Genomic DNA, 11,905 nt, shown 5'->3' with positions numbered 1-11,905 from the left:
TTCGGTTATGGTCAATTATAAGTACTGGCTTGCCCAATTGGCTCCTCCATGAATGGAGCTGTTGGTTGTATTAAAAATGGATATGCTTCAATATTAGTAACTTCAGGCAGGGGATCATTGGTGAATAGCTGACTGCTTGGATATATAACCATTACTTTTCTTGCCTGGCCCAATTGTAATTCAGCTTGTTGATGCAGGTTCATATAGTCTTTAGCTACTTTACTAATTTCTTGTTCTGTTGCGTCGATTTCACTTTTTAGATCGGGAATTATCGTGTTTTCTAAAGAAATTATGTCCTTATTTTGTTGCTCAATCTTTGCATGATTATCTTCCATGGTTAATTTGTTTTTGCTTAATTGATTTTCATCGATATTTGTTTTGATTGCATAGACTAATGCTGCAATGAAAAGACTGAGTGTAACAAAAGCAAGTACTGCAGCAGGAGCAAAAATTAAAGAGGTTAGAGCGACTAATCCACCTTCAATAGCTATCCCAGTTCCGGTTGCCCCTCCTGTAAAAAGAAGAAAAAGTAATCCTGCTATAGAAAGATTCTTTCTATGGTTGCGAGCGTTTTCGATGGTGATTTCTAATTGTTTATTTTGTTCTGCTAAATTTAAATTTGCGGATGTCAACTGCGGATTAGATGTTTTGCATTGTTCGATCCTTTTTTCACTATCGCGCATTTGTTGCATTAATCGGGTCTTAGCACGATACTCTTTATCCAGGATGGCTTTTTTATTGTTCTCCTCTGCTGTTGTTACAAGATAGGCTTGCATGAGTTGAATTATTTGTTTTAGCGCCTGATGCTCTGGGTAACTTACCTTTATTACGGAGGATAAAAGATTCTCAAGCCGGTTGAGGTAAATTTGATAGCTTATCTCATTAGCTTTCTGTATCAATTCTTCTTTTGTTTGATTTAATCTTTTATGTTCTTCTCTTATCGCTTCTTTCAGTGCATTACGGTTTTGTTGCGAAAGTTGCAATAAATTTGGATCATCAGTCGAACGAGCTTTTTCTCTTGCAGCTCGTGCGTGAGCACGCTCACGTCTTTGATCCGTTCTCTTGGTCAGCTCAACTTGCTCTTGGCTTATTTTTTTGAACTGTTCAAGCCGTGTTTCAAGATTTAATTGTTGGACTCTTAATAAATTAATTTCGAGTGAATGTATTTTTTGAATAAGCTCTATTTTTTGAGACTCAAGATCCGCTGTTTGATGTCCATGCTGTGTTGTATTTGGATGACTATGAGTTGTTTGTGAATCAGGGGCAGTTTCTGAGTGAACATGGGTAGTTGCTGTGTCTTGCTTTGTTGCTTCTGGATGCGAATGTTCGGTTCTAACATGCTGCTCTATTGCTTCTGGATGAGTATGGTTATGGGGCGATGCCTCAGTTGATGGATGGGAATGATGCTGCGTTACTTCCTCTTTCTTTTGATTATTTATAATATTTTGTTCTTTAATCCGTTTTAAATGAAGTTGAAGTCTTTGAATATGCTCTTGAGCTTTTTTTATCTCTAGTTCCGCTATGATTTTTTGCTCATTAATGTGTTGCAAATGACTTTTTAATAGAGATGATTTAAGTAAATCTTGTTGCTCTTCGAGATGATCACGTTCTTTCTCTTCTAAATCGCATTGTAGTTGATTTTTACTTGCATCTGATATTAATTGAGATGCTGATTCTTGTTGATCAATCTTAAGAATACCAGTTAGCTCTTTGTTAACTTCTTGAGTAACAGCCGAGACTGGTGATGGGAGAATACATGGGTTGCGCAGGGCAGAATAGTTCGAGCTATGGAGGTTAATGTATTGATCTGTTATTTTTTCAACTAAAAGATTAATATTTAATTTTGATAGAGACATACTTAAAGGTTCCTTGTAAATATTTTTTTCACATTTTATACAAGTGCATTAAAGTGTCAATAAGTGTTATTTTTTAATAAGATAAAGAAATCCTGGAAAATGACTTTAATATTTTCCAGGATTATTGAACGCCGATATTTTTTTATGCGTACGGCAGTACTAATACAGTGGTTCCTACATCGATAAAATTCTCGTTTAGCCATTTAGCCGCACCAGGAAGGACACGGATACAGCCATGACTGCTATTGGATTTTGGTACTTCATAAGCTGCGTGAATCGCATAGCCATCATGGAAATGCATGCAATAAGGCATTTTAGCTCCACCAACTACATGACCGTCACGGGCAATAGGGTATTCATTGGATTTGCAGTCAGCGCCTTTTTTATTGAACACATGATAGGTTCCTGTTACTGTGCGACATGATTCATGAATATCATCACAATAATCCATTCCACCAGAAGCGCTACCGGTCATGACTCTGTTTCCCTGTGCATCATATGCCGCCCATGCATAGGCTTTAGGGTCAAAAATAAAGAGTTTCTTACCATGGACGTCTTTCTTCATGGGAAAAATATTGCGTCCTCTTGTATCATCTTGATAGGGGGTAGTGTAATGTAAATTACCTGCATCATCTGCAATCACATCGGGCTTGTCAGTCACACAGGAGGCAATTAGAAGGCTTAGTAAGGGGGGTAGATACATTATTTTTTTCATTACATATAATCCTTAAAACGATGAAATGCTTATTGCAAAAAAAAGGCTCGAAAAACGAGCCCTTTTTGAGAGACACAAGTAAATTCTGATTTAAAATTTATTATTCGTCAGTTAAACGGAAGTATTTAGTTCCAAAATATCTTTGGAGTTTCTTTCTGATTGTGCCGCGGCTTATGCCTAGCATCTTAGCAGCTTGCAGTTGATTGCCACGACGTTTTTCCATTACTGCTTGCAGTAGTGGAGGCTCAACTTCAGATAATATCATATCGTAAAGATCGTCAATGTTTTTGCTTTTGTTTTCAGTGAGAAAACGAGAGACTAAATTGTAGACTAGATCTTGGAGACCTTGGTCTTGTTTAGTTATGCTTAAAGTAGCTTCAGGTGTTTCAATGACAGTCATCTTAACTTCCTTATTATTAATTAAATCACACATTCCAATTGCTAACATTTAAAATGAAAGCAAAATTAATTGTACATGAAGCATAATTGATATTCTATATTTTTAAGAGAAAACTATGCATTTTTTTCGAGCAATTCATTCACCACAAGATTAAATAATGTGCGATCGGATTTTTCTGAAGACAATGAGGTTTTTACTTTATTTAAATTGGCAACCATTTTTTCCGGTTGACTTGGATCATTATAAAAATAATCAACATAACGAGTTAGTTCATGAGCGTTGCAATCATATTGTAAAAATTCAGGGACGATCATTCTGTTCGCTAAAAGATTGCACAAACCAAAAAATTTAACTTTTATAAATCTCATGGCTAATACATAGGAAAGGAACGAAGACTTATAAATAATACACATAGGTTTTTCTAATAAAGCACACTCAAGGGATGCAGTACCTGAAGCAACAATAATGAAATCTGCAGCAGCCATGCAGTTTAGTGCTTTACCTTGTACAAAGCTAATAGGTAAATTCACATTAGAAAAATAGTGTTTGATTTTTTCTGGGTTAATTGTATCAGCAATAGGAATTACAAAATGTAAATTTGGATATCGCTGCTGCAAAATTAGGGCTGTATCACGTAGAACTGGCATATGATACTTAATTTCATTAGCTCGACTACCCGGAAGAAGAGCAAAAATGTTTGCCTCTTGAGGAAGTCCTAATGCGGTACGCTGAGATTTACTTTCATCAACAGATGCTATTTTTTCTACTAGAGGATGGCCGACAAAATTTACTGGAACTTGAGCCTTTTCATATAAAATTTTTTCAAAAGGCAAAATAACCGCCATTCGATCAATGCATTTCTTTATAAGGTGAATACGATTGGCTTTCCATGCCCAAATTTGAGGACTGATGTAATAGAGAATCTTAATACCTAATTTAAGCTTTGCATATTTTGCCAGTCTCAAATTAAAGCCTGGATAATCTACTAGAATCAGTAGATCCGGCTTTTGCTGATTTAAATGTTTTTTAATTGCCAGAAATGCCTTGCGAATTACATGAAGGTTACGGATAACGGCTGTAAGTCCTGTCACACCAAGATGAGCCAAATCTGAAATCAAATGTGCTCCAGCTTCTTGCATGTGTCTACCGCCAATTCCACTAATTTCAAGATTGGGGTAGGTGGCTTTTAATTGGCGAATTAAAACTGATGCGTGAACATCTCCAGATTCTTCACCAGCAATAATAACAATGCGCTTAAATTTTTGCATGACGTTCAATTAAGTTATTGTGTATAAGCGAAGTAATTGTTTCTGCAACCTTCAGTGCTTGTAGACCATCTTCACCAGTCACAAATGGCGTACTATCTTCTTGGATGCATTTGATGAATGATTTTATTTCTTCAAATAATGCATCTCCTTGCTCGTACTCTGTTTCTTCGCGAACAATATCAGGGATTCCAGGGAACATTTCGCCTGTACCTTTTTTGAATACTGCTAGTTTTTTGCTTTGATAATCAATTGAGAGATAGGAGTTTTTTTGGAATATTCTTGTCTTCCGTTCCGTTTTAAAACTTACACGACTGGCGGTAAGATTAGCTACGCACTGATTGGCAAACGTAATACGGGCATTAGCTATATCAATTGCTGTTGTTAGTATGGGTGTGCCTTGAGCCAAGATTGATACTATAGGACTCTTAACTATATTTTGAATTATATCAATGTCATGAATCATCAGATCAAGAATTACATTAACATCCGCTCCGCGAGGTTTAAACGGAGCTAATCGTTCTGATTCGATAAATAAAGGTGTTTCTAAATATTCATCTAAAGCCAATCGTGCAGAATTAAAACGCTCAAGATGCCCAACTTGAAGTTTTACCTGGTGTTTTTTAGCAAGTTGAATTAACTCATTTGCTTGAGCAACAGTTTCAGTAATTGGTTTTTCTATTAAAACATGTATGCCATGTTCCAAAAAAGCTTTGGCGATTTCAAAATGCTTGTTCGTTGTTGACGCAATACTTACCGCATCAACTTTGTCAAATAAGTCGTAATAATCATTATAACCAGCAACATTCAGTTCTTGTGATACAGTTTCTACCGCTTTTGGATTCAGATCACAAACCCCAATTAATTCTGCATTTGGAAGAAGTTGATATTTTTGTGCATGAAACCTACCTAGATACCCTACACCAATCACAGCACAACGAGTCTTATTCATTTATAATTCAGATATGTTAATTATTTGTGCGAATGATCGCATTTCCTGGATGATAAATCAATTTTAAAAGAGTATTATTGGCCAACATTAATGTCTATGAATACACTGATTTTGATACAGGGAATAAGAATATTATGCTTATAGCTGGAGTTGATGAAGTAGGGCGTGGTCCTTTAGCTGGTGCAGTTGTAACAGCAGCAGTTATTTTAAAAGAGCCGATAGAGGGGCTTGCAGATTCAAAAAAATTAAGCGCAAAAAAGCGCGAGTTATTATCTGTGAAAATAAAGGAACAGGCCCTTGCTTATGCTTATGGCAGGGCAGAGGTAGATGAAATCGATACATTGAATATTCATCATGCAACTTTGCTGGCAATGCAAAGAGCAGTAGAAGCGTTACCAATCAAACCAGATCAAGTACTGGTTGACGGTATACATATACCCAAGTTAAGTATTCCTTGTAAGGCAATTGTGCAAGGAGACGATTTGATCCCCGAAATTAGTGCCGCTTCAATTCTTGCCAAGGTGCTCCGAGATGCAGAAATGGTAGCGCTTGATGCGATTTATCCTGGATATGGATTTTCAGAGCATAAAGGATATGGAACAGTTGCTCATCGGGAAGCATTAAATCGACTTGGCCCTTGCATGATTCATCGTCGAAGTTACGCACAAGTAGCCGCATTGCTTTAATTTGTATTGCTTGAGGGTAGTGCAGCGGAATTTCACGTCACCCTTAGGGGGTTATGACGAAAGATCTTCTGATTTTTAGCGTTATATATAAAAAGGGCATATAGGCAGGAGATCCCTCACTACGTTAGCAATGACCTATAATAGTGAGCGCTTATTCGATGCACTTAGGCTGCACGTCCTTTTGACAGTTATCTTAAACTGTTGAATAAAATTTTATGTGAGCTGATCGACATTAATATCCCAAAGCTTGCTAAAAAGGTAACCATTGCCGTACCCCCATAGCTGACTAGAGGCAAGGGAATGCCCACAACAGGAATAATCCCCATAACCATACCAATATTAACAAATCCAGACATAAAGAAAGACATTGCAAGACTTGCGGCTAAGAGGCGGGTATATGTCGTTTGTGCATTCGATGCGATATTCAGGCTTCTCAGTGAAATTAAAACAATGAGTGTAATAATTGCAAATCCTCCTGCAAAGCCGAATTCTTCACTTGTTACTGCAAAGATGAAATCTGTAGCATGTTCGGGTAAGAAATTAAGATGAGACTGGCTTCCTTGTAACCAACCTTTACCAGCAAGGCCACCTGAGCCAATAGCAATTTTGGACTGAATAATGTGATAGCCTGCTCCAAGTGGATCTTGTTCCGGATCAAGAAGTGTATAAACTCGTTGCTTTTGATAATCATGCATTACATGCCAGGCTACTGGAATAGCAGAACCTACCAGGAGTATCAGTAACAAAATAACTTTAAACCGAATTCCAGCTAAAAACACAACACAAAGCCCTGCAGCTGCAACCATAATCGCAGTACCTAAATCGGGTTGTTTTGCAATAAGAAGTGCAGGGACACAGATAATAAGTCCAGCGATAGCAAGAGATTTAAAACTACTGGGTCGTGTTTGTCGATCAAAGTACCATGCAGCCATCATAGGGACAGCTAGTTTCATTATTTCAGAAGGTTGAAAGCGAAATAAACCCAATTCAAGCCAACGCTGAGCTCCTTTCCCTATTTTTCCCATAAGCATTACGGCAATTAATAAGGTTAATCCGATACTATAGATCCATGGAGTCCATATCTTATACTTATGAGGGGGGATAAAACCAAGCACAACCATAATGAGTGATGCAAAAACAAGTCTCATTGATTGTCGTAAAATCATTCCTGAATTGGCATTAGATGCACTATACAAAATTAAAAGACCAAAGCTGATTAATAAAAGCAATAGCCCTAATAAAGGAAAATCCAAATGGAGTGATTTTGCAGTGAAGCGATAAACGGGTTTAGTGTGTCGTCTGTTCATAAGTTTTCATCGGATAAAGTTGATAGTAAGCATCAAGTACTTTGCGTGCAACCATTGAAGCAGCAACATCATTCTCTACAACCACTGCAAGTGCAATTTCAGGTTTTTCAACTGGAGTAAATGCAATAAACAATGAATTGTCGCGTAATGCTTCTGGAATATCCTCATATTTTGCTTTTTCATATTGTCTGCCGCTAAATACCTGGGCTGTTCCGGTTTTTCCAGCGACAGGGTAAGGTGGGTTGCGTCCAAATCGATAACCTGTACCTTCATTGCTGATTAAAACGTTGTGCATTGCATCAGCAACGATATCCCAATTTGCTTCATCTTTAAGGTAAATTGGATATTCTTCGATAGGTTTATATCGCTCTGTCTCACCACTGTCACTATTTACAGTTTTTGTTAATAAATGAGGTCTGAATCGTTGCCCATGTTGACTCAACGAAGCGGTGGCATTTGCCATTTGTAGAGGTGTTGCGAGCATAAAGCCCTGGCCAATCGATGTAATTAAGGTATCTCCGGGATACCAGGGGACTCCTTTGGTTTGCTTTTTCCATCGTAGGCTTGGAACGATACCTGAGGCTTCTTCATAAAGATCAATATGACTTAAATGACCCAGACCAAATTTTACGAGCATATCTTCAATATTAGAAATGCCCATCTTATTGCCTAGCTGATAAAAATAGGTGTCGCAAGAAACGGTGATCGCTCTTTTAAAATTAATCATTCCATGTCCTGTTTTTTTCCAGTCCCTATAAATATGACTTGCAGTAGGGAGTTTATATTTACCAGGATCATAAATTGTTGTCGCTGTAGTAATAAACCCTTTATCCAGGCCTGCCAAACCGACAAATGGTTTAATAGTTGATGCGGGTGGATAAACTCCCCGTACAGCTCTATTAAATAAAGGTCTTTGTAATGTATTTGATAGTTTTTTGTATTCTTTAGAACTTACGCCACCAACAAAAATATTAGGGTCAAAACTGGGCGAGCTCACCATGGCTAGAACTTCGCCATTTTTAGAATTAATCATAACAACAGCACCTCTTTTATCTTTGAGTGCTTCGTAAGCCGCTTGTTGAAGTCGGACATCAATACTCAAGTAGAGTTTTGAGCCTGAATGAGGATTAATTTTGTTAACAACTCTTAATGTACGCCCACTTACGTCAGTTTCAACCATTTGGTATCCAACCTTACCATGGAGCACATCTTCATAATATTTTTCCACACCTGCTTTACCAATAAAGTTTGTAGCACGATAATTAGCTGGATCAACGGATCTTAATTCTTCAACATTGATTCTGCCAACATAACCCAAAACATGGGCCGTAACTTCGCCTAAGGGGTAGTGGCGCATCAATCGCGCTTTAATGCTAACGCCAGGAAAATGATATTGATTGATAGCAAAAATTGCTACTTCTTCTTGCGTTAATTTTAATTTAACAGGTATGGGGACAAAAGAACGGTTTTGCTTTCGGATTCGTTTGAAATTTTGTATGTCGTCTTCTGTAATTGAAGGAATCAATTTTTGTAATTCAGCTAATGTTTGATCCATGTTTTTAACATGTTCGGGAATTATCTCCAGAACATAAACGGGAATGTTTTCAGCAAGCAAGACTCCATTCCTATCAAGGATTACTCCTCGTGGCGGCGCGATGGGAATAATACTCATTTGATTTTTTAGCGACAAGGTTTGATATTTTTTGAATTCGGAAATTTGCAAAAATGCCAGTCTTAGAACAAGGATTAAAGATAAAATAATAAGAAAAGCAACCAGCAAATTAATTCTAAAAAGTTGATGCTGGGATTCTATCCTATAATTTTTGAACGATTGATTTCGACTCATTGACGCACAGTCAGTTAAGCTGGACTTAAAGACGTGAATAGTAACTTAAAATGGAATGGTTTACTATAGATTTCTGGTGCTTGCAGACTGGATGAAATGCAGTGTAACGTGGGTTTTGACCCCTCGGACCTATATTTAGGTTACAGCTACTATAATGTGATAAATGCTACTTATGATAAGGATGATTATTAATAATAGACCAAGCTCTATATAAGGTTTCTAGTAAAATAATACGAACTAAGGGATGGGGAAGAGTAAGTTTTGATAAAGACCAACGTTCATCACATAATTTAAGTATTTCTTGAGTGAGTCCTTCAGGACCACCGATTATAAAGCAGAGATGGCTACTTGTCTGTTGCAATTGAGATATCTTAATTGCTAACTCTTCACTGCTAAATGCCTTACCTTCAATTTCGAGGGCGATAATTCGTGCATTATTGGGTAGGGCCTCTTTAATAAGCGCAGATTCTTTTTCTAATATCCGAGATAGGTCCGATGATTTACTGCGTCGAATTAAAGGTATTTCTATTATTTTAAGTTGAACACCATCATTTAATCGTTTGGCATATTCATTTGAGCCTTGGGTAACCCAGTCTGGCATTTTATTGCCTAAAGTAATGATGGTGATTTTTAACATAACGATTGAGTAAAATATTTAATTTTCGGGATGTTCTTCCCACAGACCTTCTAGATTATAGTATTGTCTATATTCAGGTTGCATAACATGAATGATAAAGTCATTAAAATCAATAAGCACCCAATCACCGGTTTCTAGACCAGTGCAATTGATCGCTGGCGAACCCGCAGCTTTCATATCTTCCATGACTTTTTGTGCAATTGCTTTAACATGTCTAGAGGAGCGTCCTGAAGCAATAATCATATAGTCTGTAATTGTTGTTTGTTTTTTAACATCAATTACTTTAACGTCGATTGCCTGATTATCATCAAGCAGCTGTAAGAGTTTCGTTAACATTGGGTTTTTATCTGACATAAATAAGCTAACAATTATAAAAGGCGCTGAATAATAACAGTATTTTGCCTATATAAAAAGAGCTATAATGAATACACTCAATTCATTTAATGGCAAAATACTGGTTTGATAAAAAATATATCAAAAAATCAATAAGATATATTTTTATCGGTTTGCATAGAGAACATGGGCTCCAAGACTGAGTCTGGATAATCATTTAAACGAACATGAGTTAATAAAAATTTAATCACAGCAAATAAAATCAGACAGCATAGAGCTGCAATAAATAGTATTCCTAATTGTTGAGTAAATGCCGCGGCATAAAGCGTTTTCAATACAGCAATATTGGTTTCGCCTGAAGGAATCGCTGTTAGTGAAGCCAGTTTGCCTGATAAAAATCCCCCAATTCCAAGAGAAACAAAAAAGATACCCATTAAGGTGCTTACTTTGTTTTTATCTGCAAGAAGTGTAATTGCAGATAATCCAACTGGAGATAAAAGCAGCTCAGCTAATGAAAACATTAAATAAGCTGGAATGATTAAAAGGGGCGAGAGCAGGGTGCCTTTATCAGTAAAATTACTGACAAAAGCAATAACAGCATATGCTGCAGTTGTAATAAATATTGCGAGTAGAAATTTTTTCCCAATACTTAATCCGCGCTCAACGATGTTAAGTTTGGGGTTTTTCTTTGCTAGAAAGTAACCGATAAGTAACATGCCCACGCTTTGAATAGTTACATAATAAGGTGCTGGAAATTGAATGCCGCAAAAAGTTGGTTCAACAACGCGTGAAATAAACAGGGTCAGTGACATAAACATTTGAAAGTAAAAAGACCAAAATACTACTGAAATGATACATAACAAGCCAATTACTAGAGTTTTTCGCGATTGATTGGCATTTTCTCTACTGACAGAATATAAAATGTATCCAGCTGAAAACAATACAACAAGTCCAAATATAAGATTCGCTAATTGAGGGGAGTTTAAAATATAGAACGATAAGGACCATAAAAATATCATTAGGAACATGGCCACAAAAATCTTTTTATATTGAAAAACAAAAGGATTATAGTCTTTGATATTGTATTTTTTGATGCCATATAAAAAAACGCCAAAAGCGACGATCATGCCGATTGCAGCGCTTGTGAATGAGGCAATCCAACCCAGGTGCTCATTTAAAATACTAGGTAGCGTGGTTCCTAAAATGATACCTGTAGTAATTCCCATATAAAAAATTGTAAAGCCACTTTCACGACGTGCAGAACCCATAAGATATTCATTTCCTAAAAGAGATGAAATATTGGGCTTTAAAAGCCCTGTTCCTACGGCAATTGCAGCAAGAGCTGCTGTAAGTACAGTTGTGCTATCTACTAGTGATAGAACACAGTAGCTTGCAAAGAGCACAACTGCACCGAGTAAAACAGCGCGTTTTTGACCTATTAATTTATCCGCAATCCACCCGCCTACTACCGGTGAAAGATAAGTCAATGCAGTGAATGACCCAACCAAAGCATACACTTGTTTGTCTGGCCATTTGAAATGTAAGGCTAAATAAAGTGCTAAAAGTGATTGCACTACATAAAAACCATATCGTTCCCACATTTCAGTTGCGAAAAAAATACGGAGTGACTTTGGGTGTTTTTCAGAGTTGGTATGCACTTTATTTAAATCGATAAGTAAACATGGACCAATTATAACATAGTAATGTAGTCTAGCATAGACAATCTGTTTTCTTATAGGACATGTTGAGTTAAAATTGTCGTTACTGAGATCAGGTTGCACGATTATTATAGAATATTCATAAAAGAGTCAAAAGGATATATCGCTTACATCCAGTTATCAAAATTGATATCTATGCTCTGAAAAAGCTCTGGTGTATGATGCTTCTATTTTTAGTTCGCTATGGAGA

The 11,905-nt window shown here is 36.8% G+C and carries 11 protein-coding genes; 1 reads left to right on the top strand and 10 read right to left on the bottom strand.

Annotation, left to right across the window (positions count from 1 at the left end; translation table 11 throughout):
* Positions 1 to 11 precede the first annotated feature (11 nt).
* From DGG96_RS08840 to DGG96_RS08820, 5 genes are all read right to left on the bottom strand, one after another.
* Positions 12 to 1,856 carry a hypothetical protein gene (locus tag DGG96_RS08840; protein ID WP_110142360.1) on the bottom strand — a complete coding sequence of 615 codons (1,845 nt, stop codon included), beginning with the start codon at positions 1,854 to 1,856 and terminating at the stop codon, positions 12 to 14.
* Between the two features lie 142 nt (positions 1,857 to 1,998).
* A complete protein-coding gene (locus DGG96_RS08835; RefSeq protein WP_110142359.1) occupies positions 1,999 to 2,571 on the bottom strand; it encodes a L,D-transpeptidase in 573 nt (190 codons plus the stop codon).
* Positions 2,572 to 2,671: 100 nt separating this feature from the next.
* Positions 2,672 to 2,971: a helix-turn-helix domain-containing protein gene (locus tag DGG96_RS08830; protein ID WP_058469069.1), complete on the bottom strand. Its 300-nt coding sequence runs from the start codon at positions 2,969 to 2,971 to the stop codon at positions 2,672 to 2,674.
* A 113-nt stretch (positions 2,972 to 3,084) separates the two neighbouring features.
* Entirely contained in the window at positions 3,085 to 4,239 is a 1,155-nt protein-coding gene (lpxB, locus tag DGG96_RS08825) for a lipid-A-disaccharide synthase (protein WP_110142358.1), read from the bottom strand.
* Complete coding sequence (locus DGG96_RS08820; RefSeq protein ID WP_110142357.1) at positions 4,226 to 5,188, bottom strand: Gfo/Idh/MocA family protein; 963 nt, start codon at positions 5,186 to 5,188, stop codon at positions 4,226 to 4,228. The genes lpxB and DGG96_RS08820 overlap by 14 nt, the downstream gene beginning before the upstream one ends.
* 134 nt (positions 5,189 to 5,322) lie before the next feature.
* Here DGG96_RS08820 and rnhB point away from each other — a divergent pair, with 134 nt between their 5' ends.
* Positions 5,323 to 5,874, top strand: a complete 552-nt coding sequence (gene rnhB / locus DGG96_RS08815; RefSeq protein ID WP_110142403.1) for a ribonuclease HII — start codon at positions 5,323 to 5,325, stop codon at positions 5,872 to 5,874.
* A gap of 188 nt (positions 5,875 to 6,062) precedes the next feature.
* Here the strand turns inward: rnhB and rodA are convergent, their stop codons facing one another.
* From rodA to DGG96_RS08790, 5 genes are all read right to left on the bottom strand, one after another.
* On the bottom strand, positions 6,063 to 7,181 hold the full coding sequence (gene rodA / locus DGG96_RS08810; protein WP_110142356.1) for a rod shape-determining protein RodA: 1,119 nt from the start codon (positions 7,179 to 7,181) through the stop codon (positions 6,063 to 6,065).
* The gene (gene mrdA / locus DGG96_RS08805) at positions 7,162 to 9,027 is read right to left on the bottom strand and encodes a penicillin-binding protein 2 (RefSeq protein WP_110142355.1); all 1,866 of its coding nucleotides are present in this window, start codon (positions 9,025 to 9,027) and stop codon (positions 7,162 to 7,164) included. Before mrdA ends, rodA begins: the two co-directional genes overlap by 20 nt.
* A gap of 166 nt (positions 9,028 to 9,193) precedes the next feature.
* Positions 9,194 to 9,664, bottom strand: a complete 471-nt coding sequence (rlmH, locus tag DGG96_RS08800; protein WP_110142354.1) for a 23S rRNA (pseudouridine(1915)-N(3))-methyltransferase RlmH — start codon at positions 9,662 to 9,664, stop codon at positions 9,194 to 9,196.
* Positions 9,665 to 9,682: 18 nt separating this feature from the next.
* Entirely contained in the window at positions 9,683 to 10,018 is a 336-nt protein-coding gene (gene rsfS / locus DGG96_RS08795; RefSeq protein ID WP_110142353.1) for a ribosome silencing factor, read from the bottom strand.
* Between the two features lie 128 nt (positions 10,019 to 10,146).
* Entirely contained in the window at positions 10,147 to 11,655 is a 1,509-nt protein-coding gene (locus DGG96_RS08790) for a peptide MFS transporter (protein ID WP_267900606.1), read from the bottom strand.
* Positions 11,656 to 11,905 lie beyond the last annotated feature (250 nt).

Source organism: Legionella qingyii (genome assembly GCF_003184185.1).
This window is presented reverse-complemented; position numbering and strand designations above follow the sequence as displayed.